The organism is Bacterioplanoides sp., from assembly GCF_965219715.1.
Taxonomy (GTDB): domain Bacteria; phylum Pseudomonadota; class Gammaproteobacteria; order Pseudomonadales; family Oceanobacteraceae; genus Bacterioplanoides.
The window spans coordinates 817,908-844,176 of the sequence record NZ_OZ244785.1 but is presented as its reverse complement, the minus strand read 5'-3'; the positions used below and the strand labels follow the sequence as shown (position 1 = coordinate 844,176).

Annotated in this window: 22 protein-coding genes; 17 read left to right on the top strand and 5 right to left on the bottom strand. The window is 47.1% G+C overall.

Annotated features, from left to right (window positions below):
* The first annotated feature begins 53 nt into the window (after nt 1–53).
* Nucleotides 54–887: a DUF72 domain-containing protein gene (locus tag ACOQOZ_RS04410; RefSeq protein ID WP_420591066.1), complete on the top strand. Its 834-nt coding sequence runs from the start codon at nt 54–56 to the stop codon at nt 885–887.
* Here ACOQOZ_RS04410 and ACOQOZ_RS04405 read toward each other — a convergent pair.
* Nucleotides 884–1,063, bottom strand: a complete 180-nt coding sequence (locus ACOQOZ_RS04405) for a MerR family transcriptional regulator (RefSeq protein WP_420591065.1) — start codon at nt 1,061–1,063, stop codon at nt 884–886. The genes ACOQOZ_RS04410 and ACOQOZ_RS04405 overlap by 4 nt on opposite strands.
* Nucleotides 1,064–1,170: 107 nt before the next feature.
* Complete coding sequence (locus ACOQOZ_RS04400; protein ID WP_420591064.1) at nt 1,171–1,944, bottom strand: sulfite exporter TauE/SafE family protein; 774 nt, start codon at nt 1,942–1,944, stop codon at nt 1,171–1,173.
* Between the two features lie 136 nt (nt 1,945–2,080).
* Here ACOQOZ_RS04400 and cysB point away from each other — a divergent pair, with 136 nt between their 5' ends.
* Complete coding sequence (cysB, locus tag ACOQOZ_RS04395; RefSeq protein WP_420591063.1) at nt 2,081–3,055, top strand: HTH-type transcriptional regulator CysB; 975 nt, start codon at nt 2,081–2,083, stop codon at nt 3,053–3,055.
* A gap of 75 nt (nt 3,056–3,130) precedes the next feature.
* On the opposite strand, the gene ACOQOZ_RS04390 is transcribed toward cysB, so the two are convergent.
* Complete coding sequence (locus ACOQOZ_RS04390) at nt 3,131–3,751, bottom strand: phosphoadenosine phosphosulfate reductase family protein (RefSeq protein WP_420591062.1); 621 nt, start codon at nt 3,749–3,751, stop codon at nt 3,131–3,133.
* A gap of 176 nt (nt 3,752–3,927) precedes the next feature.
* On the opposite strand from ACOQOZ_RS04390, the gene thrH reads away from it, so the two are divergent.
* Nucleotides 3,928–4,545: a bifunctional phosphoserine phosphatase/homoserine phosphotransferase ThrH gene (thrH, locus tag ACOQOZ_RS04385; RefSeq protein WP_420591061.1), complete on the top strand. Its 618-nt coding sequence runs from the start codon at nt 3,928–3,930 to the stop codon at nt 4,543–4,545.
* 58 nt (nt 4,546–4,603) lie between these two features.
* Here the strand turns inward: thrH and ACOQOZ_RS04380 are convergent, their stop codons facing one another.
* Nucleotides 4,604–5,896, bottom strand: coding sequence for an anthranilate synthase component I family protein (locus ACOQOZ_RS04380; RefSeq protein ID WP_420591060.1), 1,293 nt, complete (start codon nt 5,894–5,896; stop codon nt 4,604–4,606).
* Nucleotides 5,897–6,276: 380 nt separating this feature from the next.
* Between ACOQOZ_RS04380 and ACOQOZ_RS04375 the strand changes: the two genes are divergently transcribed.
* The 6 genes from ACOQOZ_RS04375 to ACOQOZ_RS04350 all read left to right on the top strand — a co-directional run bounded on the left by ACOQOZ_RS04375 (nt 6,277) and on the right by ACOQOZ_RS04350 (nt 13,046).
* Nucleotides 6,277–7,464: a DUF6160 family protein gene (locus ACOQOZ_RS04375; RefSeq protein WP_420591059.1), complete on the top strand. Its 1,188-nt coding sequence runs from the start codon at nt 6,277–6,279 to the stop codon at nt 7,462–7,464.
* Between the two features lie 177 nt (nt 7,465–7,641).
* The gene (locus ACOQOZ_RS04370) at nt 7,642–8,574 is read left to right on the top strand and encodes a C39 family peptidase (RefSeq protein WP_420591058.1); all 933 of its coding nucleotides are present in this window, start codon (nt 7,642–7,644) and stop codon (nt 8,572–8,574) included.
* Nucleotides 8,575–8,595: 21 nt separating this feature from the next.
* Complete coding sequence (locus ACOQOZ_RS04365) at nt 8,596–9,642, top strand: transporter (protein ID WP_420591057.1); 1,047 nt, start codon at nt 8,596–8,598, stop codon at nt 9,640–9,642.
* A 23-nt stretch (nt 9,643–9,665) separates the two neighbouring features.
* Nucleotides 9,666–11,348, top strand: a complete 1,683-nt coding sequence (locus ACOQOZ_RS04360) for an OmpP1/FadL family transporter (RefSeq protein WP_420591056.1) — start codon at nt 9,666–9,668, stop codon at nt 11,346–11,348.
* Nucleotides 11,348–12,196, top strand: coding sequence for a hypothetical protein (locus ACOQOZ_RS04355; protein WP_420591055.1), 849 nt, complete (start codon nt 11,348–11,350; stop codon nt 12,194–12,196). The genes ACOQOZ_RS04360 and ACOQOZ_RS04355 overlap by 1 nt, the downstream gene beginning before the upstream one ends.
* The gene (locus ACOQOZ_RS04350) at nt 12,177–13,046 is read left to right on the top strand and encodes an alpha/beta fold hydrolase (protein WP_420591054.1); all 870 of its coding nucleotides are present in this window, start codon (nt 12,177–12,179) and stop codon (nt 13,044–13,046) included. The genes ACOQOZ_RS04355 and ACOQOZ_RS04350 overlap by 20 nt, the downstream gene beginning before the upstream one ends.
* Here the strand turns inward: ACOQOZ_RS04350 and ppsR are convergent.
* Nucleotides 13,043–13,864 (bottom strand): posphoenolpyruvate synthetase regulatory kinase/phosphorylase PpsR, encoded by an 822-nt coding sequence (gene ppsR / locus ACOQOZ_RS04345; RefSeq protein WP_420591053.1) that lies wholly within the window; start codon nt 13,862–13,864, stop codon nt 13,043–13,045. The two genes, ACOQOZ_RS04350 and ppsR, sit on opposite strands and share 4 nt — an antisense overlap.
* Nucleotides 13,865–14,018: 154 nt before the next feature.
* Here ppsR and ppsA point away from each other — a divergent pair, with 154 nt between their 5' ends.
* The 8 genes from ppsA to scpA all read left to right on the top strand — a co-directional run bounded on the left by ppsA (nt 14,019) and on the right by scpA (nt 26,234).
* A complete protein-coding gene (gene ppsA / locus ACOQOZ_RS04340) occupies nt 14,019–16,391 on the top strand; it encodes a phosphoenolpyruvate synthase (RefSeq protein ID WP_420591052.1) in 2,373 nt (790 codons plus the stop codon).
* Between the two features lie 38 nt (nt 16,392–16,429).
* On the top strand, nt 16,430–17,416 hold the full coding sequence (locus ACOQOZ_RS04335) for an alpha/beta fold hydrolase (protein ID WP_420591051.1): 987 nt from the start codon (nt 16,430–16,432) through the stop codon (nt 17,414–17,416).
* Nucleotides 17,409–18,065 carry an NAD(P)H-binding protein gene (locus ACOQOZ_RS04330; protein ID WP_420591050.1) on the top strand — a complete coding sequence of 219 codons (657 nt, stop codon included), beginning with the start codon at nt 17,409–17,411 and terminating at the stop codon, nt 18,063–18,065. The genes ACOQOZ_RS04335 and ACOQOZ_RS04330 overlap by 8 nt, the downstream gene beginning before the upstream one ends.
* Before the next feature lie 23 nt (nt 18,066–18,088).
* Complete coding sequence (gene rraA / locus ACOQOZ_RS04325) at nt 18,089–18,580, top strand: ribonuclease E activity regulator RraA (protein WP_420591049.1); 492 nt, start codon at nt 18,089–18,091, stop codon at nt 18,578–18,580.
* 426 nt (nt 18,581–19,006) lie between these two features.
* Nucleotides 19,007–20,680, top strand: coding sequence for an acyl-CoA carboxylase subunit beta (locus ACOQOZ_RS04320; protein ID WP_420591048.1), 1,674 nt, complete (start codon nt 19,007–19,009; stop codon nt 20,678–20,680).
* Between the two features lie 40 nt (nt 20,681–20,720).
* Nucleotides 20,721–23,576: a biotin/lipoyl-containing protein gene (locus tag ACOQOZ_RS04315; protein ID WP_420591047.1), complete on the top strand. Its 2,856-nt coding sequence runs from the start codon at nt 20,721–20,723 to the stop codon at nt 23,574–23,576.
* A gap of 87 nt (nt 23,577–23,663) precedes the next feature.
* Nucleotides 23,664–24,074 (top strand): methylmalonyl-CoA epimerase, encoded by a 411-nt coding sequence (gene mce, locus ACOQOZ_RS04310; protein WP_255856647.1) that lies wholly within the window; start codon nt 23,664–23,666, stop codon nt 24,072–24,074.
* Between the two features lie 15 nt (nt 24,075–24,089).
* Nucleotides 24,090–26,234: a methylmalonyl-CoA mutase gene (gene scpA / locus ACOQOZ_RS04305; protein WP_420591046.1), complete on the top strand. Its 2,145-nt coding sequence runs from the start codon at nt 24,090–24,092 to the stop codon at nt 26,232–26,234.
* Nucleotides 26,235–26,269 lie beyond the last annotated feature (35 nt).

The window sequence follows — 26,269 nt, the reverse complement described above, 5'->3', positions numbered from 1 at the left end:
AATATTGCCTGAAAACAGCGTTAAACAGCGGAAATCTTAAATTAGGGTTACCAATGTGGTTTATGGATGACTGGCGAGGAAATATGCTCAGTGATTGGCAAACCAGTACAACCGCGTTGGAGGAGTATTCCAGAGTATTTGCCTCGGTTGAGGGGAATACTACATTTTATGGTTTGCCTTCCGCCCAGAGAGTGGATCAATGGCTGAAAATGGTGCCGGATAATTTTCGCTTTTGCTTTAAATTGCCAAAAGACGTTAGCCATTCAGATAACCTGGTTGCGGCTTATTGCAACCACCGGCAGCAGATTCTCGCCTTTTTTAATCAATTGGGTGATCGTTTAGGGTCTGTATTGCTGCAACTACCTGCTACGTTTTCTCCACTTCGTCAGCAGGAGTTAAGGGAGTTTCTTGGGCAGTTAAAGCAAGACGTTGCGATGGATATTTCCGTCGAGTTACGGAATCTGCAGTTCTTCGATAAGTCGGAGCACGAATCAATATTGCTGAGATCCTTATCGGATGTTGGTGCAGGGCGAACTATTTTTGATTCCAGAGGTTTGTTTGCCGACAGTGCGATGACGGATGCGGTGTTGGATGCCAGAGCTAAAAAGCCACGTATGCCAGTTCATCCGATAGCAACTCACAGCTCGCCTGTGGTTCGGTTTATCGGTCACAGTGACTGGAAGCAGAATGAACGTTACTTATTACAGTGGAAACAGAAGTTAGGGCTGTGGCTGGAAGAGGGCAGGACGCCGTACTTCTTTATTCATACTGCTGGCAATACCGATGTTCAGTATTTTGTTCGTTATCTGGAAGAGCTTTGGGGGCTGGGTGAGCAAACCTGGCCCGGAGAAAGCGGACCAGGTAAAACGGATGATCTGTTTGGTTAGCGCAGCTTGGCCTGAATGTCTTTAAAGCGTTGTACTTTTTCTGGTTGAAAAAGCAGTTCGCCTTTTTCTTCTTCCGAGTCCAGCAATCCTTCGCGGGCGTAACGTTTGATGGTAATCGGCTTCAGGCTGAGGATGTCGGCAACCTGGTCGAGCGTCAGTAATTCCGCTTGTTGCATTGTCTTTTTCTCCCTTTGTTAAGTGTGAACTCACTTAGCTTAGACGCAAATTAACACTCCATTTGAGTCTGTTCGGGAGAATTGAATGACTTTCCTGCCGTCGCTATTTAAAAGAACGCGTATTTTGCCCCAATCGTAAATAAGATACTCGCGAGAATAGGTTTCAATAATTTCTCCGGCACTTTACGACTAAGATGGCTGCCGACATGAATCGCTGGGAGCGAGCCGATTAACAGGGCACAAAGCAGATAAAAGTCGACGTTACCCAGGTACATATGAATAAGGCCTGCAGCCAGCGTCAGCGGCACGGCATGAGCAATGTCGGTGCCGACGATGTTTGTTGAGCGTAGCGCCGGGTAAAGCATCATCAGTATTGCTGTACCAATAGCGCCAGCTCCAACCGATGACAGCGTAACAAATACGCCGAGTAGCACACCCATCACCAGGGTTGCATGCCGGCGGTAATGGCTGAAGTTGCCCTTAAAGGTTGCTGCTGCCCAATTTTGTATTTTGCTGCGAATAAGGATAACGGTTGCTGTCAGCAACAGCATGATACCCAGAGCGCTACTCAGCAGAGAAGCGTACTGCTCGGAGTCTTCAAACAGTGTTTTCAGGGCAAAGCCTGTAATCAGAGCAGCAGGAATGCTGCCTAAAGCCAATGTGCGAACCAGTGACCACTGGACGTGATTCTGCTTGTGGTGGCTGTAGGCTCCTCCCGCCTTTGTCAGTGCTGCATACATCAGATCGGTACCAACAGCGATATGAGGAGGAAAGCCAAACATCAGGAGTAGCGGAGTCATCAGAGCACCGCCGCCAATGCCGGTAACGCCAACAATCAGACCAACGATCGCGCCTGAAGCTATATATAACAAAATATCCATGAAATATGGTCTAAAGTAGTACCAGTAGCTCTAAAAAATAAAGATTCAACGCTAATGTAGTGTGTTGCATCTATTCTGGAAAAGAATATTTGTTTATATTTTTATAACGAAACACAAGGTCTGGCACGGAGGACGTATGAAGTTACAGCAACTGCGTTACATATGGGAGGTAGCGCATCACGACCTGAATGTCTCTGCGACTGCTCAGGTACTGTACACCTCTCAGCCGGGTATCAGTAAGCAAATCCGCCTGCTGGAAGATGAGTTAGGTGTTGAGGTGTTTGCCCGCAGTGGTAAGCATTTAACGCGCATTACGCCGGCAGGTGAGGCCATTTTGCAGGTGGCTGGTGAGATTCTGCGTAAAGTAGAAAGCATTAAACAGGTTGCTCAGGAGTTCAGTGACGAAACCAAAGGCAGCTTGTCGATTGCTACGACCCACACCCAGGCACGCTACGCTTTGCCGGGTGTTATAGAAGGGTTTATGCAAAAGTATCCGGATGTCTCTCTGCATATGCATCAGGGGACGCCGATGCAGATTTCTGAGATGGCAGCTAACGGAACAACCGACTTTGCCATTGCTACCGAAGCGATGGAGCTGTTCTCTGATCTGATTATGATGCCGTGCTATCGCTGGAATCGCAGTATATTGGTGCCACGAAATCATCCGTTGGCTCAGAACCCGAGGCCGTCGCTTGAGCAGGTCGCTGCATATCCGCTGGTAACTTACGTTTTTGGGTTTACCGGGCGTTCGAAATTGGATGAAGCATTCAAAACCCGTGGCCTGACGCCACGTGTTGCGTTTACGGCAGCTGATTCCGATGTGATAAAAACCTATGTTCGATTAGGGGTAGGTGTTGGAATCGTTGCCAGCATGGCATTGGATAAAGAGCAGGATTCAGATCTGGTAGCGATTGATGCGAGTCATCTGTTTGCACCAAGCGTAACTCAGATTGGTTTCCGCAAAGGCACGTTCTTGCGTGGCTATATGTACGACTTTATCTCCGCTTTTGCACCACACCTGAGTCGAGATCTGGTCGAGAAGGCTACCCATTGTCACAGTCGACAAGAAATTGATGAGCTGTTTTCGGATGTTGTGTTGCCAGAGCATTGATGAGCAGTCTGAGTTTCAGAGCAATAAAAAAGGGCGATTAGATCGCCCTTTTTTATTGCTCTGAAACTATCGACATCAGATCTTGGTATGTAAACCACACTCGCGGTTTGAGATCGCTTTAGTCGGGTCAAAATACTTGATCACATTCGGAAGATTATTTTCTTCAAGGTACTTCTGCATATCACTTTCCAGCCAGTTTAATACCGGAGCAACTTTCAGAACACCATTCGGGCCTTCGGAAACGATATCCATCTCCTGGCGGAAGGCTGTTTGCTCTTTACGCACTGCTGTCAGCCAAACATCTGGTTTTGCTTCGGCCATAGCGCGTTCGAATGGTTCAAGCTTGAACTGGCGGGTGAACTCTTCGTGCGCAGGGTCATCGACACCTGGAATACCACCCAGTGCCGCATCGCGACGTGCTGCAGATACTTTAGGTGTATATACATCAATATTAAGATTCAGAGAGCTGATTAACTCTTCTGCGACTTTGTAGGTTTCGCGGGTGTTGTAACCAGAGTCGATCCAGATTACACGAATGTCGGACTTAACCTGAGTCGCCATGTGTAAAATCACAGCTTCATACGGACCGAAGTTGGTGGTAACCAGAGGGTTGCTACCATTTTCAATGGCCCAGCGTACGATTGTTTGTGGATCTGCATCAGCGAGTTGCAGATTGGCGTTAGCAATATCGGTCATGGCTGATTTCCGGCGTAATTATTAAAGCGTGAAAGGCTAGCATGGCCTTTGTATTCGATAAAAGAATAAAAAAGAATATTTATATGTGGTTTTCAACTTGTCTTTGAAATCTGCATTGGTAGAGTACGCGCGAACAAAACTCATCATATTTAGTCACGAAAACAGCGGGAGCTCACATGGAAATCGCATGTCTGGATCTGGAAGGTGTATTGGTACCGGAAATTTGGATCGAATTTGCTAATAAGACCGGTATTGAAGAATTAAAGGCTACAACACGTGATATTCCGGATTACGATGTTCTTATGAAGCAGCGTCTGCGTATTCTCGATGAGAATAATCTGAAGATTCAGGATATTCAGGAAGTGATCGCTACGCTTGCGCCTTTAGAGGGTGCTCGTGAGTTTGTGGATTGGTTGCGTGAGCGTTTTCAGGTGATCATCCTGTCGGATACCTTTTATGAGTTCTCTCAGCCATTGATGCGTCAGCTGGGCTTCCCAACGCTGTTCTGTCATCGTCTGATTACTGATGACGAAGGTCGCGTTGTTGATTATAAGCTGCGTCAGGCAGACCCTAAGCGCCAATCCATTCGTGCATTGCAAACGATTTACTACCGCACTATTGCAGCAGGTGACTCATACAATGACACCACCATGCTTGCAGAAGCGGATGCCGGTATTCTGTTCCATGCACCACAAAATGTGATCGAAGAGTTTCCGCAATTCCCTGCGGTGCATACTTACGAAGATCTGAAGAAAGAGTTTATTAAAGCCAGTAATCGTGAGCTGACGCTTTAATAGCCAGTCTGAAAGTCGGGAGAGCATCTGTTCTCCCGACTGAATGTTAGCTAATGGCCTACATTGGCGTAGATAATATCTTACCGACCTTGTTCATGATCTCCTGGTACTCGTCATCTGCGGTTGAATCAACTGTAATTCCTCCACCTCCCCAGCACTCGGCACCTTCTTTGGTTGCAACGATACTCCGTATCAGAATATTGAAGTCGCTATGGCCTGCATCATCAAAATAGCCTAATGAGCCGCAATAGAGGCCGCGTGGCTTAATCTCCAGCTCCTCAATAACTTCCATCGCTCGCTTTTTGGGTGCGCCGGTAATCGATCCCCCAGGAAAGGCATCGAGAATAACGTCCAGATGTGACTTATCAGCCCGCTTTTTCGCTGAAATAGTACTTACCAAGTGATGCACGTTTGCATGGGATTCAAGTTCGAACAGTTTCTCGACTTTTACGCTGTGTGGTTCAGCGCTGCGGCTGAGATCGTTGCGAAGCAGGTCAACAATCATCAGATTCTCTGCTTTGTTCTTGTTGCTGTCAGCAAGTTGCTGCTTCAATTGTTGGTCTTGCTCCGATGTTGCTCCCCGAGGGAGGGTTCCTTTAATTGGTTTGGTCTCGATGCGATCGCCGTCGATTCGGATAAAGCGTTCAGGACTTACACTGAAAAGCGTCAGTCCTTTGGTTTTCATATAGCCGCCAAAGGCTGGGCGAAACTGCTTAATCAGCGGGTAAGGGCTCTTTTCAGTTAAATCACCCGAACAGCGAAACGGCATGGTTAGATTGATCTGGTAGCAATCACCAGCACGTAAGTAGTCCTGCACCTTATTAAAGGCATTGGTGTACTCAGGCTGACTCCATAAGGCCGACCATTTATGTTGGTGTGGTTCGGCTTCTACTGAATGCCCACTGTAGAGAGGCTCAAGCCAGGATAGGATTGTTTTGTCACTTAACTGCTTAGGGTTCTGTAACCAGACTTCGTCGGTATCGATATCCAAAAGAAGAGAGCAGTTGTAGTAAGCCATAACCCCTTTGGGCTGATTGTGATGCTCGGGCTTTGTATTCAGGCTAGAGATACTTGGATAGTGAAAGAAGCCGGCCCAGCCGCTCGCGAAGGGTTTGTTTGCTGATGATTTCTCAGTGCTTTCGCAGTTCGATGTGTCATCTAGCCATGCAGGTTTGATTTGTTTCTGCCACTCTGTCGCACAGGATGTTGCTGATGGGACCAGTTGTTCTGGTGCGTAAGCCAATATGTAACGACCGCTGTAATCTCCTGCGGAGAGTAGTATTGGATTATCCAAAGCATGTGCTCGGTTTAAGGCTGTTCTGGCGCTAAGGTCTAGCTTCTTGTGGGACATAATAAGCCAGTTTTAATGCTCGTTTCGTTTTTCTAAGTTACTGATAATTAAGGGTTAAGTTGGTTCTTCTTGTCTTGTGTGTCAATTTTCTAAGTAACAATCACAAGCGTCTCTGTGAAAATATGTAAAAAAGAGCTAGACAAGTTTTTAACCCCATAATAGATTGTGTGCATTCTCCCACAGAGCTGGGAAAACAAGAACAAGAAAAACTAAATCGTCAGATATAAAAATCTGCCAAAACGTAAGCCAACTACGTTAAGTAAAAAAATTCATCTGCTTAGATTGTCAAACACATAAACTGGTTGAGAAGCTGGGTGGTGATAGAGCATGGAAATGCTCGAATACTTAAGTAAAAAAAATAATATTGGAGTGTGCACTCAATGAAATTCTTACAAAAAGCTACTCTCGCCGCAGCAATTGCTGCAGCCTCATTTGCTGCTCAAGCGCTGCAGCCAATCGGTGATTCTGAGTTGGGCGGTGTGACTGGTCAGGCTGGTGTTACCATTGAAATTGATATGGATGCGGCTGGTATCACTATCGGCGAAGTTGCTTACACTGATGAAGGTACGGTTGTTCTGGAAAATATCCGTGTGAGCGAGACTGATATCACTCAGACCATCGACACTCTGGCTGATGGTTCCCTGAAGATTGGTATGACTACTACCAATAATCTGACTATCGATATCGGTAATGGCGTTCAGGCAGGTACCAGTGCGGTTGCTTTGCGTAGCACTAAAGGTTCTTGGTCTCAGCAACAGTATCATGTTGATTCTGATGGCGATTTTTTGAATGCTGCTGGTGAAAAAACTACCAATGAGTCTGAATACGTTCTGACAAGCGCTACGGCTCCAACTGGTGCAGTTGGTGCTTCTACTGCACAGGTTGATACAAACTCGACTTGGGTAGCTGATTCAAACGGTACAGCTTACCAAACGGAAGTGGTTAATGATGTTCATGCTGTAATTGCTCTTGAGCGCAACGATACTACGGTTGTTAATATGGCTAACCCGGGTGCCGCGGCTGCCTACGGCATTACTCAGTCTTTCGATAATGGTGCAGGTGTAACTTCTAATGCTGCTGACGGTTCTGCTGTGATCCTGGCTGATATGGATGTTCGTATTGTAGATCTGGATGTTGGTGCATTCGGTTATACTCAGGCTCAAGCAAATACTCGTGGTACTGATTCTGCGACTGCTTATGCTGCTGGCTATGCTGCTGCGACAGATAAGGCTGCGTTTGCGGGTGCTAACACCTTCGATGCGGATAATGATGGTGACATTGAGGGTGCTGAGCTGACAGCGTTGCAAGGTGCAATTGCAGGCGGTTCTGCAGTCAAGCTGAAAGATGTTACCTTTGATGATGGTGCAGGTGGTGCTGTGAACGTTAAGCAAACTATTTGGGCTCAAGGTGGGACTGCTGCATCAGGTGGTGGTGTTTACATTGCAATGGGTAACATCAATGGCACTCTGGAAGTTGGTGGTATTGAGTTGGGCGGTGCTTCCATCGGTTCTGTGTCGGTGAGTAATATCCAGCTAAATGGTCTGACTCAGCGTATTTACGGTCACTAAGTTTTACTTGGTGAACTGTTAAAAAAAGACCCGCTTCGGCGGGTTTTTTTGTGCCTGATGTAAATGTAAAGTTGGCAAAAATATGGCCGAAAATGTTTAAAAGTGAGCAATTTTGGCTTGGTTGGTTGTGTGATTTTATGTAACATTGCTAAGACTAATAATTAAGATAAAAATAAAATGTTTGTCATTCTCCTAGGTTCTATTATTGCGTTTGCAATGGTTAACGAATTTGCGATTGTTCCTGATAGAAATCAGGGTGATACCGTTGTGCGAGTTGCTGTTGGTCAAGATGGTCAATACGATCAAGTCGTCAATGTTGAGCCTTTGGCAGTTCAGAAATTTAATAACGTCGTACGTCAGGCATATGATTACTCTTGTGGTTCCGCTGCATTAACGACTCTTCTCGATTTCTATCTGGGACGTAATTTCCAGGAACGCCAGGTGATGGAGGGGTTGCTACGTTTCGGTGAAACTGAGCGCATCGTCCAGCGACGCGGCTTTTCTCTGTTAGATATGAAACGCCTGGTAACTGCCTTGGGTCACCCATCGGGCGGGTTTAAAGCCGAGGCCTCTGACCTGATTGAGCTTGATCACCCGGCAATCGCTCCGATTGAATACGCTGGATTTAAACATTTTGTTGTTATTCGTACAGTTTATGAGGGTAGGGTCTATGTTGCTGATCCTGCGCTTGGTAATTTAAGCTTTACATTAAATCGTTTTCTTGAAATCTGGGATAATAATGTCCTCTTTATTGTTTTTCCTAATGGTCACCGTCCAGCAAGTGGGCTGGAATTAAGAGAAGAAGATATGCGTTATGTCTCCGACTATATTATTGCCCAAAATACATATCGAGAATTTCCTCATTTTATGATGCGTCACGAGGATCTTGTTGGTAATAAAATCGCTTCTTTGCACAATAATCTACGTTCAACACTCCAAAGTCAGCGCGATGAAAACGGCAATATTAAAAAGAATGAAGACGGCGAAACTTTATTTGAATTTAAAATTGAGACTGCAGCAGACGGTGTAGCGCAGGACGACTTTAATGTTTGGAATAGTAGTGATCCTACCGAGCGTATCGAGAAAACGTTGCGCTTTCGAAGAAAATAATAAGATACAGGGCATAGGTACATGTTAATTCGATCCACGCTGGTAATGGTTTCTTTGGTTTTGATGGCGGGCTTAGCATCAGCAGAGAGTGCCCGTGATTTGTCAAAGGCACGGGAGGCGTTGTCTAAACAGGATAATGACGCGGATACAGAAAGGGCGCTTGAAGAAGTATTTGAAGCAGCAGAGAAAAACTACTCATTACTTAAGCAAGGTGGAATGAGTCTGAATTATAACTTCGACTATTCCTATTTTGGTGATCAGCGCATTGAGCTGGTTATCGAGCCAAATCTTGTTGATGGTAGACCACAGGGATCGGGTGTAGTGAAAAATGCCAATGTCTCTCCAGTTGCTTCTCATACTTTCACCAATTCGATTACTTTCGATTATGGCTTGTTAAATAATCTGACATTGAGCGGTCGTTTACCTCTTATTGCAAAATTTGATACAGGTGAAGACCTGACCGCGTACTCAATTGGTGATTTAACTGGTACTACGCGCTGGCAGCCTTTTGAGTATGTTCCGGGAAAAATGTCTTCAACTTTCTTTGGTAGTGCCCGTTTAAAGACTGGTGATAGTCCATACGAAATTGATTTAAACAAAAATCTATCCACCGGTTCCGGAACTTACGGTTTAAGTGGTGGGGTAAGTGTATCTAAAGTACTCGACCCGGTTGTTTTATTTGGCTCTGGTACATTTGGTTATAATTTCCCTCTAACAGACCTAAATCAGGTTAGGGGTAGTGCTATTCTCCGCGAGGTGCATCCGGGAAGTAACTTATCTTTCTCGATGGGCTTTGCTTACTCTCTTTCTTATGATGTTTCATTGAGTGCGTCATTCCAGGGTTCATTTAACGATAAAACTCGTTTTGTTTTGCAGGACGGTGCAAATACTCGTACATCAACCGCAGGGAGCCAGATGACGGGTATTATGAACTTCGCTTTAGGCGTCAGGGTTTCGCCAAAAACGATTGCCAATATCAATGTTGGCTATGGGGTAACGGAATTAGCGCCAGATTTTATTCTGGGTTTATCGTTGCCGATCGATATCGAAGGTGTGAAGCCTAACTGATCAGTCACAGAAGAATGATAACAATGACTATCACCAAACGTCGTATTAAGCGACTGATTGCTACTGCGCTCGGGGCATTAATTGGAAGTGTTGCTGGTACTGCAAATGGTCAGCTTGCTACCAATTTGTTCCTCGATACGCGAGCTATGTCTATGGGAAATGCTATTACCGGCGATCCACAGGGGATTATGAGTATTCACTTTAATCCTGCAGGCCTGGCCAAATTGGACGGCCGTCAGTTAGAGGTTCAGCTCCAGAATATTTATCTGGCTGCTGAAGCTACTTTCAGTCTGCCTGAAGACTATGATTTAGAGGCGGCAAATGGAAATCTTTTAAAGCCGCACGATGACCCCATATTAAAAGAAGGTAAAAGTAAAAGTACCGCTGCGGCTTATATTCCAGGTATTGGTCTTTTGCCAATGAAGGCGCCGATTCTGACATTGCCTACCGGTGGAATATCCATTCAGCCACCAGGCTCTAAATTTACATTTGCAAACGCAGTATATGCACCGATGGCGGCTGGCTTTGCCAAAGAAGATGATGACCCAGGTCGTTATCAGGCTAAGCAGGTTGCGCTGCAGCGCTTTACCTATCTCTCTCCGTCGTTTGGTTATCGCGTTACTGATGAGTTTTCCGTCGGGGCCAGCTTTCTGTTTTCTCATCAGGCTGTTGCCGTTGTACAGGATATTCGTGCACCCAGTGTATTGATTGGTGTGGTTGGGGAGCTTCAGGATGCATTTGGATGCTTTAATAAGGATGGTACGCCAGCCCCGAATAATGACCCGCTTGCGCCGCTTGTAACCTTGTGTGGTGGTAAGGTTGGTCCATATGAAGATGTTGGTGAGCTGAGTGTAATTTCTGAGGAGACATTGTCTCCGTCTTTTAATGTTGGTTTCCTATGGGAGCCTACTGATTGGTTCGGCATTGGTGTTGGTTATCAAAGTGAGGCAGTAACCAATCTTAAAGGGACATTTGATCTTCAATATGATGATCAGTTCTCCGGCTTCTTTCGTAAATTCCGTGCATCGATTATTGGTGCCATTGGTGGTGCTATTTTCGGTTTGCCAACCGGTCAAACGTCTGAGAAAGGTCACGTTGCAATTGAATTGACGTATCCTCAACATTTGCAAATTGGTACTAAGTTTCGTTTTCTCGATAAGTTCCAGATTAATGTGGATGCCGGTTGGACCGATTTTGATAAATGGGACGCTTTGGAAATTCAATTCGACAGACCGGTTAGCTTCCTGAGTTCCGCAAAAACATTAGCGCCAGACTTGGTGACGAATACCAGTCTAAGGCAGCCAATGGGGTTCCGCAGTGTTTGGAGTTTCGGTTTTGGTTTTCAATATGATCTGAATTCTCGTATCAAACTGCGTGCAGGTTATGAGCCTCGTGAAACCTCTATTCCCGATGATGCACGTAGTATTCAGGCGCCACTTGGTTTTGCTGAGCTTTACAGTGTTGGTATGGGGTATCGTTGGGATCTCGATACGACCATCGATTTGTCATTGAGTTTTATGCAGTCGAAAGAAGAAATTCGTGCTGATCCTCAGGCTAACACTGACACGGGTAACTATCCGAACTCAAGTAACGCAATTAACCGTAACTGTCTGACCTGTACTGTAACTAACCCGTACCCTGGTCTTGATGTGAACACCAAGCTTACAATTGGTGCTGCTGGCTTCAGTTTCCGGACCAAGTTCTGATGCGTCGTATGGTATTTCTGCTGCTGTTGCCATTGTTTGTAATGGCAGAGCAGGAATATTTTACCTGGGTTGATGCTCAGGGGAGAATTCATAACTCGCTGGTAAATCGAGAATCAGACGAAAAAGGGCAAGAGGCTGGCAAGCAAACCGAAAGTGAAAGCGAGCAACCTCTGGGCACTAAGAATAAGGTTCCTTCACTCTCTGCTGAAAAGGATGAGTATCTTACTGAAGAGCAGTTCGAGAAAAAACTTGAGAAAGAGAAAGCGGATAACCCACCCTTTTTCACCTATGTCGATGAAACTGGCCAGGTTCGTAATCAGACGATTATTGATTCCCAAATTGAAGTTGAAGAAGTTGATGTACCGGTAAGTTATGACCATATCTATGCTCCTCCATTTCGTGTGTCAGAGAAAATGTCGAGTGGTTGTTGTCAGCGATATCGCTCGTATTTTAAAGAACAGATTTCAGCAGAAAAATCTGTTTTGTTTTCCGGCTTCCTGAATACTGTTCCGATTTCTACTCGCTTTGGTCCTAAAAAAGCCTGGTACTTTAAATTAGACGATCCGTCTGATTTTCGGGTCTTGCAGCTTAAGTTGCGGCAAGAGGATTCTGCTGCAAACCTACCTGTGTCCATTATTTTGGCTGATCACCAGTTCTCCGCTTTGTACTTCACGCCGCAGCTCTCTTTTGTTTCAAAGGAAGGCAGTTGGCTGGGACAGCCATCTAAGAACACGATGGTAAAAATAGACGATCAGGACGTCGTTTCGGTCATCATTTATTTTCCTGCTGATGCTCCCGCTAATGCCTCTCTGGAGGTAAACTGGTGGCATGGAAAAGCATCAGATTAATTTCAATACGGCCACTGTTCATCAGCATGGCTGGATTTTTCAATATCCCGAGACATCATCGAACTCCGGCAATCGCTTAGTGTTATTGCATGGAGCTGGTGTGGCTGGGGAGGTCACCTGGACTTACGTTTGTAACTACCTTGATCACTGGCAAGAGATTTTAGTTGTTGATCTGGCTGGTATGGGTGGTGCTGAATTTCTGACAAAGAATGATGTCGAGGCTTCTAACTTCTCTCTGCAATTAGTCGAGTTGCTTGAAGCATTGGATTGGCAGCAGTTTGATATCGGCGGTTACTCTTTTGGTGGGCTGATTGCTCTGGATTATCTGAGTAATTTTCACAGTTCTTACTCAGGAGAAGGCTTTGAAGGATTGCTGTTTCTTATTGAACCGGCAATGTTGTTCTCATCAAAAATTGCAGATCTTAATAATAAGGCCGCTGAATACGCTTCAATCGCTCGTGAAATTGAGAAGGGCGAAGCAGATGTTTCGGTATATCGGCGCTTCTTGAATTCAGTATCCCCGAACAGAAAACCCAACGCGACGGCGGATGAGTTAACCATGCAGCGGTTGCGCGAAAATGCTTCGGGTTTTGCGGTTGCCTTGAGGGTTGTTGAGAAGAACCTGACTGCTCGCGGGAAAGACTTTGTCGCCTGGCAATCACCGTATTCCGGAGTCAGTTTTGTAGGAGGATTGAGTCGGGAGCCAATGAAGCAGCGCCACCGGCTGTTGTCAGAGCAAAGCCCGGACTGGCAATTTATCGAAGTCCCTAATTCAGATCATAGTCTGGTTTTCACCAAGCCACGAACCATCGCTAAGGCAATGAATGCGAAGAAGGCAGAGCAGCGCTAGCTTTGCAGGCGCCGCTGTAACCCTGTCTCAGCCATAATGCGGGTTGAAATCTCTTCGATTGATTTATCGGTGGTGCTTATAAATGGGATTTTTTCCCGTTCATATAAAAACTCCACCTCGTCGACTTCGTGATAGCACTGTTTCAGCGAAGAATATCGGCTGTTTGCACGGCGCTCTGTGCGTATTGCTGCCAGGCGATCCGGATCAATGGTCAGCCCAAACAGTTTGTGTTTATGCTGCGACAAGCTCTGGGGTAATTTCAGGTCCAGCATATCTTCCTCGGTGAGAGGGTAATTCGCCGCTTTTATACCAAATTGCATGGCCATATACAGGCTGGTTGGTGTTTTGCCGCAGCGAGAGACGCCAACCAAAATCACATCAGCATCCGCATAGTGGCGAGTGCGTGCGCCGTCATCGTTATCCAGTGCGAAGTTTACTGCATCCATGCGGCTTAAATAATCGTCGCTATCCGTCGGTGAATGGGATTTGCCAACGGTATAAGACGATTTGACCGCGAGTTCACTTTCCAAAGGCGCCAGGAAGGCGGAGAAAATATCGACTTTAAACACATCAGCAGAATCGATGATCTTTCGTATGTTTTTATCAACGATGGTGTCAAACACAATGGCAGAGTGGCCGCTTTCCTGTGCCTGTTGATTGATTTGCTGAACGGCTTCCCGTGCTTTCTCCTCAGAATCGATATAGGGCAAGGTGATTCGTTCGAATTCTATCTCTTCGAACTGGGATAACAGGCTGTTGCCAAGGGTCTCCGCCGTGATGCCGGTACCGTCTGAAATAAAGTAGGCGTAACGCTTCATGTGGAAATTTGTTCTTGCTGCACTTAGTATTAGCGGGCCGCCACTATAGGCTAATTGAAAAGCCGTGACAAAGTGTCGGATTCAAAGCCAAATCCAGGCCTTAGCTGTTCATTGATTGGCCAAAAGCCGATCTACCCGTATAGGAGATAAGAAGTTGACTGATTACGTACTCTGGTTCGATCAGGTGTCTATGGGCGATGTAGAACGGGTAGGGGGCAAAAATGCCTCTCTCGGTGAGATGATCAGTAACTTAACTAATGCAGGAGTGTCGGTGCCTAATGGCTTTGCGACAACCGCCGATGCTTATCGCGAATTCCTCAATTACGAAGGCCTTGATCAAAAAATTCAGGCTGAGCTAGATTCACTGGATGTCGATAATATTCCGGCTTTAACCGAAACCGGGGCAAAAATCCGCAACTGGATTCTTGATGCGCCGTTGCCTCCTCAGCTTGAAGCCGATGTTCGTAAAGCCTTTGTCGATTTGCAAAGTGGTAATGAGTCGATTGCTGTTGCAGTTCGTTCCTCTGCCACGGCAGAGGATTTACCAGACGCGTCTTTCGCCGGTCAGCAAGAAACTCACCTGAATATCGTGGGTATCGAAAACGTATTGCATGCCATCCGTGATGTCTTCGCTTCTCTCTTTAACGATCGCGCTATTGCTTATCGTGATCACCAGGGTTTTGATCATCATAAGGTCGCTTTATCAGCAGGCATCCAGCGCATGGTGCGCAGTGAGACAGCATCCAGTGGTGTGATGTTTACCCTGGATACGGAGTCTGGCTTTGACCAGGTGGTATTTGTTACTTCCTCTTATGGTTTGGGTGAAACAGTCGTGCAAGGCGCGGTTAACCCGGATGAATTCTACGTTCATAAGAACAACCTGAAAGAAGATCGCCCGGCGATTTTACGCCGCAATCTGGGCGCTAAAGCGATTAAGATGGTCTACAACCCGGATGCCGCCGTTGGAAAATCGGTTGAAACACAGCGGGTTGATCGCGAATTGCGTCGTATGTTTTCGGTTACCGATGCTGAAGTTGAAGCGCTGGCCCGTCAGGCCTTGATTATCGAACAGCACTATCAGCGTCCGATGGACATTGAGTGGGCTAAAGACGGTGATGATGGGCAGTTGTATATCGTCCAGGCTCGTCCGGAAACGGTTAAAAGCCGCGACAACAAAAACATTATGGAACGTTACCTGCTGAAGGAAACCGGCAAAGTGCTGGTTGAAGGGCGTTCGATTGGTCACCGTATCGGTAAAGGTAAGGTGCGTGTGATCGATAGTGTGGATCAGATGGATCAGGTTCAGGAAGGTGATGTACTGGTTGCCGATATGACCGACCCGGACTGGGAGCCGGTGATGAAGCGTTCATCTGCGATTGTTACAAATCGTGGTGGTCGTACCTGTCACGCTGCAATTATTGCTCGTGAGCTGGGTATTCCTGCCGTAGTTGGTTGTGAGGATGCGACTGATATATTAACCGACGGCCAAGAAGTCACAGTGTCGTGTGCTGAAGGTGATACCGGCTTTGTATACGACGGTGCGCTTGATTTCGATGTAAAAACCAACAGCGTTGACTCAATGCCAGATTTACCGTTCAAAATCATGATGAACGTTGGTAACCCGGATCGTGCATTCGATTTCCAGGGGTTCCCAAACGAAGGTGTTGGCCTGGCGCGACTCGAATTTATTATTAACCGTATGATTGGCGTGCACCCTAAGGCGCTGCTGAATTTTGATACGTTACCGGAAGAGGTTAAGCCCACGGTTGAGCGTCGAATTTCTGGTTATGCAGGCCCGGTTGATTTTTATGTCGATAAACTGGTTGAAGGTATCTCTACGCTGGCGGCAGCTTTCTGGCCTAAGCGTGTGATTGTGCGTTTGTCTGACTTTAAATCGAACGAATATGCCAACCTGATTGGTGGTCGTTTGTATGAGCCGGAAGAAGAGAATCCAATGTTAGGTTTCCGCGGCGCTTCTCGTTATATCTCGAAAAACTTCCGCGATTGCTTCGAACTGGAATGTCGTGCAATGCGTAAAGTCCGTAATGAAATGGGCTTTACTAACGTTGAAATTATGGTGCCGTTCGTCCGTACCCCGGGTGAAGCAGAGCAGGTAGTTAATCTGCTGGCGGAAAATGGTCTGAAGCGTGGTGAAAACGATCTGCGCTTAATTATGATGTGTGAGCTGCCCGCGAATGCTGTTTTAGCCGAGCAGTTCCTGGAGCATTTTGATGGTTTCTCTGTGGGGTCTAACGATTTAACTCAGCTGACGCTCGGTCTGGATCGCGACTCCGGAATTATTGCTCACCTGTTTGATGAGCGAAATCCAGCCATTCTGGCGCTGCTGGAAAATGCCATCAACGCCTGTAAAAAAGCCGGTAAATATATTGGTATTTGTGGTCAAGGCCCGTCAGATCACCCGGATTTTGCTAAATGGTTGATGGAGCATGGTATTGATAGCGTATCGCTGAACCCGGATTCTGTGATGGATACCTGGTTCTTCCTGGCTGATAAACCGCAACAATAATGGTCTCACCCGTCTTTACGGATTGAAATAAGAATTTAATGAAAAGTAGTAGTGCTTTATTCCCGGTGTCTTTGTTGCGTGCAGAGACCTGGGGAGACCTCAATGAAGATGTTTATCTTCTCAAACACAATCGCTGTGCTGACCACAGCGTTGAAGTGGCGCTCAGTCGTATCAGCTCAACCTGTGGCACTTCACGAACTAAGCCGCCGGTTGTTCTGGTGCATGGCAGTTTCAGCAATCGTGGTTTCTGGTTGTCTGAAAAAGGCATTGGCCTGGCCAAACATTTATTGGATGAAGGTTTCGATGTTTGGTTATACGACCAGCGTGGCCATGGTTTATCTCCACGCAATCAGGCTTATCGGAAAAATACGTTAGAGCAATACGTTTTATCTGATGTAACGGCCATCAACGAATTTGTTCAGGAGCAAACCGGTCAGAAGGCCAGTTGGCTTGGCCACTCTCTGGGAGGCGTTATTATTGCCAGTGCTGTTGCTGCGGATATTCTTAATGATAAAAACAGCCAGTCTATGGTGTTGTTAGGTGCACAGGCTGTGCGTCGTCCCTGGTATTTGTGGCTACCTTTCTGCGGCCTGTTATTGCGCGGAATTGTTGCTGTAAAAGGTGAGCTGGACGGTCGCCAACTGAAAATCGGCCCGGAAAATGAACCTGCGGGTCTGGTGAATGAATATCTGCGTCGTCATGACTGGTTTGGCCGTTGGCAATTAAAATCAACCAAGCAGAAGCTTTTGCCGGCGTGGAAAAATGCGTCCTTGCCCATGTTGTCGATTGCTGCCCATGCTGATACGTCGGACCCGGCAAAATACTGCAAACGTTTTTTTGATATGTATGGCGCTGATGCCACTTCGGGCGCAGAGACCAAAACCACTGACAAAGAATATATGTTACTCGGCAAGGCGCAGGGCTTTAATAAAGATTATGGCCATGTCGATATGGTCGTCAGCAAAGAAGCTGCAGATGACGTCTGGCCAAAAATCAGTGGTTGGTTAAAAAAACGTTATGTCTGAAGTCCGCGGAAACGTCGCTTTAGTCGTTGGAGCAACGGGCTTAATTGGCGGGGAATTGTTACAGCTGCTCATAGCCGGTGACGAATATAAAAAAGTGATTGTTTTAGCCCGCCGTCCTGATGCGATTGCAGTTCAATCTGACAAGTTAAGCGTATTAACCTTTGAGTCTGCTTTTGATAATGGGCTTGAGAATGCTATCGAAATCGATGACTTTTATTGCGCCTTAGGAACAACGCAGAAAAAGTCCGGCAAAGATGGCTTGCGTTACGTCGATAAAGAGCTGGTTATTGATAGTGCAAGAATCGCAAAAGATAAGGGCGCAAAGACCGCTTCTATTGTCAGTGCTATTGGTGTGTCTCCCGATTCGCCATTCTTTTATAACCGTATTAAAGGTGAAATGGAGCAGGGCATACAAGCCTTGAGTTTTGACAATACCATCTTCTGGCAACCTTCGGTTTTGATAGGTGCTCGTGACGAGTTCCGAATCGGTGAAGAAATTGCTGCTCGACTGTTAGCGTTTCCGATATTCGGCAATTATCAGGCGTTACCGGGAAAACAGATCGCTCGTGCCATGATTGCTGCTACTCCAAATGCAGAGTCCGGTGTGGTTCGACATCGGGTTCAATCAATTAAACAACTTACCAATTAACATCGATAAATAAGGATCAGAAAATGACTGAATACGTAACTCCGGACCTGTGTGATGAATACCCGGACCTGATTCAGGTTGTTGAGCCAATGTTCAATAATTATGGTGGTCGTGAATCATTTGGCGGTCAGATTGTTACCGTTAAATGCTTTGAAGATAACTCTAAAGTAAAAGAGTTGGTTGATACCGATGGCAAAGGCAAAGTGATGGTTGTCGATGGTGGTGCTTCCCTGCGTCATGCGTTGCTGGGTGACATGCTGGCGGAGAAAGCTTCTAAAAACGGTTGGGAAGGCATCATTATTTATGGCTGCATCCGTGACGTTGATGTGATCATGCAAACGGATCTGGGTGTTCAGGCGTTAGCGACCAATCCGCTGAAAACCGATAAGCGTGGCTTGGGTGATGTTGATGTCACCGTTAAATTTGGCGGTGTTGAATTTGTGCCTGGTCAGTTCGTTTACGCCGACAACAACGGTGTGATCGTTTCTCCAGAAGCGCTGAGCATGCCGGAGTAATCCCCTCTGTTGGTAGTTCTACCAGTACGAGTGACCAAAGAATCATTCTTTGGTCACCTCCCTTGATCGTATTGCAGCGAATAAAAATAAATGATTAATGCTGTGATGAGCCATTGGAATTAATGCCTGTAATGAATGCATTTGACTGAAAATTGATCTGTTTTTTCTTTTTTGGCGATATTTGCCAGTCAAATTCTCCGATTTGGCCATTTAAGGAAATAATAAGACCGGTATAGTGTTCTGTTTAATCAAACGCCCCCATTCGCATTCGACATTATGACTATTCACAAGATGGATAGACGCCATTATTATCAATCCGCAATTTCCTGGTGAGCTTCCTTCATGCAATTGGTAAAAGCCGCATGGTGTGATTTTTACCCGCAGAAAGTTAGTCGTAGTAAACCCATTCAACGGAACGACACCTAAATGACAAAAGCAACAGCAAACCAAACCAAAAAGCCGCAGGCTTCTCTGGCCAACCCGTTTGACCAGAAAGAAGAAGTTGAATTCGCTATTCCCGGTCAGGCGTCCTATAACCCCGGTTTATATGAAGAAAACCTGAAAAAGGGTTATGAGCTGATTCAGCGCCCCCGCAAAGCAGCTGGTGTAAACGCCATTACTCGTCAGCACAGCAAAAAACGTATGACCATCTGGGAACGTATTGCTGTATTAACCGACGAAGATCCAACCGTTCTGTTCCAGAACTGGGGCAAAAATCTGGATGGCGCGTCGCTGGTGACTGCGGTTGTGAAGATCAATGGGCGTGACGTTGCTTTATATGGTCATGACTTTACCGTTCGTGCAGGTTCCATGGATGCCACCAATGGTAAAAAGCTGGCACGTTTATTTGAGCTGGCCGGCAAACGCCGTATTCCACTAGTCGGTCTGAATGACAGCGCTGGTGCTTATGTTCCAGCCGGTGTAGGTGGCCTGGACGGTTATGCTGAAGCATTCACTGCGCTGCGTAAAATCTCCGGTGTTGTGCCTTCCATTATGTGTATGTTTGGTTTTAACGCCGGTGGTGGTTCTTATCTGCCACGTCAGGGCAGCTTCCTGATTCAGCCAAACGATACTTTCTTTGGTCTGACTGGCCCGGGTGTTGTGAAGTCGGTTCTGGGTGAAGACGTAACCCCAGATGAGCTGGGTGGCCCGGGTGTTCATAGCCAGAGTGGTGTAACCGACTTTGTTGTGAAAGACGAAGTGTCGGCACTGAAAAAAGTGAAACAGCTGTTGAACTATCTGCCAGGTAATAACAGCGAGCTGGCGCCACATCAGCCAACATCCGATCCGGTTGATCGCAAAACCTGGGACGTTGATATTCTGCTGAAGAAAGCTTTTAACGCACCAACCGGTTTTAACACACCGATTGATGTCACCATTATGATTCAGCAATTGTGTGATCACGGTGACTTCCTCGAGATCCAACCAGACCGCGCTCGCAACACCATTACGGCATTAGGCCGAATGGGCGGCAATGTGGTGGGCTTTGTTGCCAATAACTCGGCGGTTTCTTCTGGTCAGATTGATATCGCAGCGGCTTATAAAAACGCGCGGTTTATCCGCTTCTGTAACCTGTACAACATCCCGGTGATCTTTATGGAAGACACCACCGGCTTCCTGCCAGGTAAAGAACAGGAGAGCATGGGTATCGTTCAGGCGGGTCGCGCTATGCTGGATGCGATTATCGATCTGCGTACTCCGCGCTTCCTGGTGATTATCCGTAACGCCTTTGGTGGTGCTTACGCGTCTTATAACAACTACCCAACCGGCGCCGACTTTGTTGTGGCCCTGCCGTCGACTCGTGCTGCAGTAATGGGGCCAGCGGGTGTTGAGTTTGTTTATAAAAATGAACTGAAAGAAATTCGTGGTGCGGTGAAAAATGGGTCTCAATCTGCTGATTGGGCAAAAGAGCAGGAAGCCCTGTTAGCCAAGCGCTACGAAGAAGAATTAATGAACCCGAATGAAGCCCTGAGCTTAGGTTCGATCTCGCAAATCGTGATGCCAAGCGATCTGCGCAAAGTCCTGTGTGAAAACATGGATTTCCATCTGCGCCATTACACGCCGGAACCGTTTAACGGCGTGCAGCGCGAATTCCATTAATAGAGCCACACAGAATTAAGAGATAGAGACGGGTTTAATTATGAGCAACGATTATTATCTGAACAATCCGCTGATTCATCAGGATCGTCAACTGGCTAACGCCAACAGCGAATGGGTTCAAAGCTTCAGCTGTACCGAAATGAAACCACTGATTATCTGTCGTGGTCCGATTCGTAAAGAAGCGATGGATGTGTTCGAAGAAATGGGTATCGAACATTACGGTATTCTGCTGTCGGAAAAAGACTCCATTGTTTATCAGAACGCTTTAGCGCCAGAACTGCGCAAGCTGACTGATCCAAATCGCGTTCACCGTGTGCCGGATTACACCGGTGTTGATAAAGAAGAACGTGATGTTCGTATCAAGCAGATCATCAACATCGCTAAAGAAAACGGCTACAACTCCATCTACACCGGTTACGGCTTTATGGCCGAAGATGAAAACATGGTGTCCGCGATGGAAAAGGCCGGTCTGAACTTTATTGGACCTTGTTCAAAAACAGTTCACGATGCAGGCCTGAAAGACGAAGCGAAACGTACCGCATTAAAAGTTGGCGTAAGCGTAACGCCGGGTATCGATAATGCGACTGCGATTACCTTGCTGAAAAAACACAGCGATGAAAAAGCGCTGTTAGCACTGGTTGAAAAAGAACAGCTGCCACTGAATCAGGAAGCATTTGACGCTGCCGAAGAGCTGGTCAGTAAAGCGGATGTGGTACTAGCCGCGTCTTATGATAAAGGCGTTGATTTATACACCATCGACGAACTGGCGGCGACCATCGCCGAACAGGTTATCGTGATGGGTCGTGATTATCCGCAAAACCGTATCCGTCTGAAGTGCATCGGTGGTGGCGGTGGTAAAGGCCAGCGCATCCTGCCAAACCCATCATCGTTTGAAGGTGATCTGGATAAACAGCTGGCGCAGGTAGCCGAGCTGGCGCCATCTCTGGTGCTGGAAATCCTGAACGAAGTAAAAGCCACTGGTCAGGGCGACAATAAAAACGTACTGATCGAGCTGAACATCGAAACCACCCGTCACCAGGAAATCCAGGTGATTGGTAATGGCGACTGGACCCTGGCAATGGGTGGTCGTGACTGTTCGCTGCAGATGCACGAGCAGAAGCTGTTAGAAGTATCTGTTACCGTTGAAGATTTAGAAGCGGCACTAACCGAAGCGGTTAAAGATGGCCGTGATAATGAAGCACAGATTCTGAAGCAGGACATTGAAACCCTGCTGGAAATGGAACGTCAGTCGGAAGTGTTTGGTCAGGCAGTGGGCCTGGATAGCGTGTCGACTTTTGAGTGTATTGTTGATCGCGACAAGCACTTCTTTATGGAGATGAACACCCGTATTCAGGTTGAGCACCGCGTAACTGAACTGTGTTATGCGCTTAAATTTGTTAACCCGGATAATGAAAACGACTTCTTTATCGTTAACTCGCTGGTTGAAGCCATGGTATTGCTGGCCGCTCACGGTCCGCGCTTGCCTAAGCCGCAACGTGTTGTGCGTAATATCGCTTCGGTTGAAGCGCGTCTGAATGCCACTAACCATGCATTGGCTCCACATGCCGGTGGTGTAATTGAACACTGGTCAGATGCTCGCGAAGGTGAAATTCGTGACGACCAGGGTATTTCTCTGCATAACCCGGATACCGACGTATTTATGAAGTACCACCTGGCGGGTGCGTACGATAGTAATATTGCTCTGCTGCTGACCGTAGGCAATAAGCGTCTCGACAGCTATGAGCGTATGGCCGAAATTCTGCGTACCACTGAACTTCAGGGTAAAGATCTGGCGACCAATCTGGAGTTTCATTACGGTCTGGTTAACTGGTTCCTGGGCAACAATATCAACGCGCGCCCAACCACGCGTTATATCGTTCCTTACCTGACCGCTGTGGGCTTACTGAAAGAAAAAGCCAATAACTTCGACCTGAAGCACGCCTACAAACAAGTGTGTGCCAAGGCAATGACTGGCCTGCGTGGCAAAGATGAAAAGGCGGCGATGCAGCAGGTTCTGGCTCAGAAAGAGCTGTTGCTGACTCGTCCGATCGAGCGTTTATTTGCCGATCCACATATTCTGTCGGGCTGGTTAAGCATCAATCAGAACAACTTTGCAAAAAGTGAAAAAGGTCAGATCAGCTGGCTGAAAAACCCGGTTCAGGTATTAAAGGATACCTATCACTTCCTGAATATGGATTTCAATCCGGAAAGCCCGGCGGCAAGCATGATCTGGGATCACGATCATGAAGTATTGTCCCAGGCGCTGGATTTCTATGCTGAGCTGGAAAACCGTTTAGGCATCACAGACTTTGCTGAACTGAATGCTGCGCTGGCGACTAAATCTGCGCCGGAAGGCATTGAAGCGGATCAGTGGGTTGCGGTTCAGTCTGCTCATATGGGATATCAGGCGGGTTGTGAAATTCTGTCGTTGTTACCGTTTATTGGTTTCAGCACGCAGTTCTTCGACCTGAAGGTTAATGACGACCTGAGCATTCATATCCCTGAGCGTCTGACGGACGAAGATCTACAGGCGAAAATGGCCAAGGTTCTGGTGCCACCACCGGTTGCTAAGAGTGATGAAATTCTGGCTCCAACTGGCGGTATGTTCTATTCCTGTGAAGCACCGGGTTTACCACCATTTGTTGAAGTCGGAACCCACTTCGAAGCGGGCCAGCCTTTGTACATCATCGAAGTGATGAAGATGTTCAACAAGGTGAATGCTCCGTTTGCAGGTACCATCGAGAAGATTCTGGTGGAAGAAGACGGCACCATTATCAGTAAAGGTCAGCCACTGTTTAAGATCACACCGGACGAAGTTGTGATTGAAGAAACGGTCGAAGAAATTCAGGCTCGTATCGAAAAACAAACCGGTGAGTTCCTGGCTGCGATTAAATAACAGCCATTTAAGCAAGCCTCTGAGCGATCAGAGGCTTTTGCTCATTTTGAAAACAGGTGAGCCAAAACGAAAACAGGTGAGAGAGTTATGATTGTTGCTTTAGACCATATCGCCATCGCGGTACCGGATCTCGAAAAAGCCATCAAACGTTTTATGGAAGATTTTGGTCTTCCGTATAAGGGCCAGGAAGATGTGCCTGCGGCTAAAACCAGCACGGCATTTTTCCCTCTGCCGGAAACCAGCATTGAGTTGGTACACCCATTAAACGGTGAAGGCCCGATTCAGGGGTACCTGGATAAGAAGGGTGGTGGTATTCATCACCTGTGTTTCCGCTCCGATGACCTCGAAGCCGATGTCGCGCGCCTGAAAGAAAAGGGCTATCAGTTTTTATCGGACGAGCCTTCTATCGGTGCTCACAACTGCAAGGTGATTTTTATTCATCCGAAAAGCTGTGACGGCGTTCTGATTGAACTGAATCAACCTCAAGATGATCATTAATTCAGGATTGTAGTTATGACTGATTCCAATAAACCAACCCTGGAAGAATGGGAAGCGTTAGCCACCAAACAAATGAAGGGCATGACTCCGGAAGAAATGGAGTGGCACACGCCGGAAGATATTCCGATCAAAATTCTTTACACCAAAGATGATGTTAAAGATCTGGAATACGCCGACACCATGCCGGGCATGGCGCCGTATGTACGTGGCCCGCAAGCGACCATGTACGCCGGTCGTCCCTGGACTATTCGTCAGTACGCGGGCTTCTCCACTGCGGAAGAATCTAACGCGTTTTATCGTAAGAACCTGAAGGCTGGTGCTCAGGGCGTTTCTGTTGCTTTTGACCTGGCGACGCACCGTGGCTACGACTCCGATCATCCTCGGGTAACCGGTGACGTGGGTAAGGCGGGGGTTGCGATTGATTCGGTCGAAGACTCCAAAATCCTGTTTGACGGCATTCCGCTGGATAAAGTCTCCGTCTCCATGACCATGAATGGTGCGGTACTGCCGATTCTGGCGAACTATATTGTTGCTGCAGAAGAGCAGGGTGTTTCTCAGGATAAGCTGAGTGGCACCATTCAGAACGATATCCTGAAAGAATTTATGGTGCGTAATACCTACATTTACCCACCGTCCCCATCGATGAAAATCATCGGCGATATCATTGCTTATACCTCTGAGCATATGCCGAAATTCAACTCGATTTCGATTTCCGGCTACCACATTCAGGAAGCCGGTGCCGATGCCGCACTTGAGCTGGCTTATACCCTGAGTGACGGCCGTGAATACGTACGTACCGCGATTAACGCCGGTCTGGATGTCGATGCCTTTGCGCCGCGCCTGTCGTTCTTCTGGGGCATTTCCATGAACTTTTATATGGAAATCGCCAAGCTACGTGCCGGTCGTTTGTTGTGGGATCGGATTATGAAGGAGTTTAACCCTCAGAATCCTAAGTCTTCGATGTTGCGTACTCACTCGCAAACGTCAGGCTGGTCTCTGACCGAGCAAGACCCATACAACAACGTGGTTCGTACCACGATTGAAGCCATGGCAGCAGTGTTCGGCGGCACTCAATCTCTGCATACCAACGCATTGGATGAAGCTGTTGCTCTACCAACTGAATTTTCTGCGCGTATTGCCCGTAATACCCAGATCATTATTCAGGAAGAAACCGGTATCCGTCAGGTAGTCGACCCGTGGGGCGGCTCTTATATGATGGAAAGCCTTACCCAACAAATCGCTGATAAAGCCTGGGAGTTAATCGAAGAGATTGAATCCAAAGGTGGCATGGCGAAAGCGATTGAGGAAGGCCTGCCGAAGCTGCGTATCGAAGAATCGGCGGCGAAGAAACAAGCCCGTATCGACCGCGGTGAAGACGTTATCGTTGGTGTAAACAAATACGAACTCGAGAAAGAAGACGATCTGGAAATTCTCGAAGTCGATAACATGGCGGTGCGTGATTCTCAGATTAAGCGTCTGGAAGAAATCCGTGCGACCCGTGACACTGATGCGGTAAATGCCGCGCTGGCTGCGATTACCGCTTGTGCGAAAAGTGGTGAAGGCAACTTGCTGGATCTGGCGGTAAAAGCTGCGCGTTTACGTGCCACGGTTGGTGAGATTTCCGACGCGATGGAAGAAGAATTTGGTCGCTTCCAGGCGGAAGCTCGCACTATCTCTGGTGTGTATGGCGCACCGTACGAAAACGATGCGGACTGGCAGTCCATCAAAGCAGATATTGAAAGCTTTGAAGGCAGTCATGGTCGTCGCCCTCGTATGCTGGTGTGTAAGATGGGTCAGGACGGTCACGACCGTGGCGCTAAAGTGATTGCAACCGCATTTGCCGATGTTGGTTTTGATATCGACTTATCACCGATGTTCTCCACGCCGGAAGAAGTTGCTAAGCAGGCGATTGAAAATGACGTTCACGTAGTGGGTGTATCTTCACAGGCGGCAGGTCATAAAACTCTGGTTCCGGCTTTGATTGAAGAGCTGAAAAAGCAGGGCGCGGATGACATTATCGTGGTTGCTGGCGGTGTGATTCCGAAGCAGGATTATGATTACCTGTGGGAATCGGGCGTTAAAGGCATCTTTGGTCCGGGAACCAAAATCCCGGTAAGTGCACGCCAGGTACTGGATGCAATTAACGAAGCGCAGGGCTAAACCAGCGTTTCGGATAATACAAACAGAAGAATCGA

Bases quoted from the DNA above. Each gene is read 5' to 3' on its own strand.
- ACOQOZ_RS04320 (WP_420591048.1), top strand. From the start codon at position 19,007: ATGACAAAAGCAACAGCAAACCAAACCAAAAAGCCGCAGGCTTCTCTG.
- ACOQOZ_RS04355 (WP_420591055.1), top strand. From the start codon at position 11,348: ATGCGTCGTATGGTATTTCTGCTGCTGTTGCCATTGTTTGTAATGGCA.
- thrH (WP_420591061.1), top strand. From the start codon at position 3,928: ATGGAAATCGCATGTCTGGATCTGGAAGGTGTATTGGTACCGGAAATT.
- ACOQOZ_RS04380 (WP_420591060.1), bottom strand. From the start codon at position 5,896: ATGTCCCACAAGAAGCTAGACCTTAGCGCCAGAACAGCCTTAAACCGA.
- ACOQOZ_RS04375 (WP_420591059.1), top strand. From the start codon at position 6,277: ATGAAATTCTTACAAAAAGCTACTCTCGCCGCAGCAATTGCTGCAGCC.
- ACOQOZ_RS04335 (WP_420591051.1), top strand. From the start codon at position 16,430: ATGAAAAGTAGTAGTGCTTTATTCCCGGTGTCTTTGTTGCGTGCAGAG.
- mce (WP_255856647.1), top strand. From the start codon at position 23,664: ATGATTGTTGCTTTAGACCATATCGCCATCGCGGTACCGGATCTCGAA.
- ACOQOZ_RS04405 (WP_420591065.1), bottom strand. From the start codon at position 1,063: ATGCAACAAGCGGAATTACTGACGCTCGACCAGGTTGCCGACATCCTC.
- ACOQOZ_RS04315 (WP_420591047.1), top strand. From the start codon at position 20,721: ATGAGCAACGATTATTATCTGAACAATCCGCTGATTCATCAGGATCGT.
- ACOQOZ_RS04390 (WP_420591062.1), bottom strand. From the start codon at position 3,751: ATGACCGATATTGCTAACGCCAATCTGCAACTCGCTGATGCAGATCCA.
- ACOQOZ_RS04365 (WP_420591057.1), top strand. From the start codon at position 8,596: ATGTTAATTCGATCCACGCTGGTAATGGTTTCTTTGGTTTTGATGGCG.
- ACOQOZ_RS04400 (WP_420591064.1), bottom strand. From the start codon at position 1,944: ATGGATATTTTGTTATATATAGCTTCAGGCGCGATCGTTGGTCTGATT.
- scpA (WP_420591046.1), top strand. From the start codon at position 24,090: ATGACTGATTCCAATAAACCAACCCTGGAAGAATGGGAAGCGTTAGCC.
- ACOQOZ_RS04350 (WP_420591054.1), top strand. From the start codon at position 12,177: ATGGAAAAGCATCAGATTAATTTCAATACGGCCACTGTTCATCAGCAT.
- ACOQOZ_RS04360 (WP_420591056.1), top strand. From the start codon at position 9,666: ATGACTATCACCAAACGTCGTATTAAGCGACTGATTGCTACTGCGCTC.
- ACOQOZ_RS04410 (WP_420591066.1), top strand. From the start codon at position 54: ATGTGGTTTATGGATGACTGGCGAGGAAATATGCTCAGTGATTGGCAA.
- ppsR (WP_420591053.1), bottom strand. From the start codon at position 13,864: ATGAAGCGTTACGCCTACTTTATTTCAGACGGTACCGGCATCACGGCG.
- cysB (WP_420591063.1), top strand. From the start codon at position 2,081: ATGAAGTTACAGCAACTGCGTTACATATGGGAGGTAGCGCATCACGAC.
- rraA (WP_420591049.1), top strand. From the start codon at position 18,089: ATGACTGAATACGTAACTCCGGACCTGTGTGATGAATACCCGGACCTG.
- ACOQOZ_RS04370 (WP_420591058.1), top strand. From the start codon at position 7,642: ATGTTTGTCATTCTCCTAGGTTCTATTATTGCGTTTGCAATGGTTAAC.
- ACOQOZ_RS04330 (WP_420591050.1), top strand. From the start codon at position 17,409: ATGTCTGAAGTCCGCGGAAACGTCGCTTTAGTCGTTGGAGCAACGGGC.